Origin of the sequence: Streptacidiphilus monticola (assembly GCF_042658505.1) — a bacterium.
In the GTDB taxonomy this organism is placed as follows: domain Bacteria; phylum Actinomycetota; class Actinomycetes; order Streptomycetales; family Streptomycetaceae; genus Streptacidiphilus; species Streptacidiphilus monticola.
Genome location: NZ_JBHSQJ010000075.1, coordinates 1 through 244, shown reverse-complemented (window position 1 = coordinate 244; position 244 = coordinate 1).

Genomic DNA, 244 nt, shown 5'->3' with positions numbered 1-244 from the left:
CCCCCCATCGCGCAGCGTCCCGAGCGGAGCAGTGCCCGCTCCGACGCTGCGCGATGGCCTTTTCACAGAGGGACTTGAGGACACGTCAGATGCCGCCCACCTGCGGCAACGGCCACCCGGCCCCCGGCGACCGGCGTCCGCTACGCGGTCCACCCACAGCGCCCCCTTGCAGGACACAGGGCCACCAGCTGAAACCGCCCGCCTCCGGCAACGGCCCCACCCGTCCGAAAGCCGCCCACCTGCG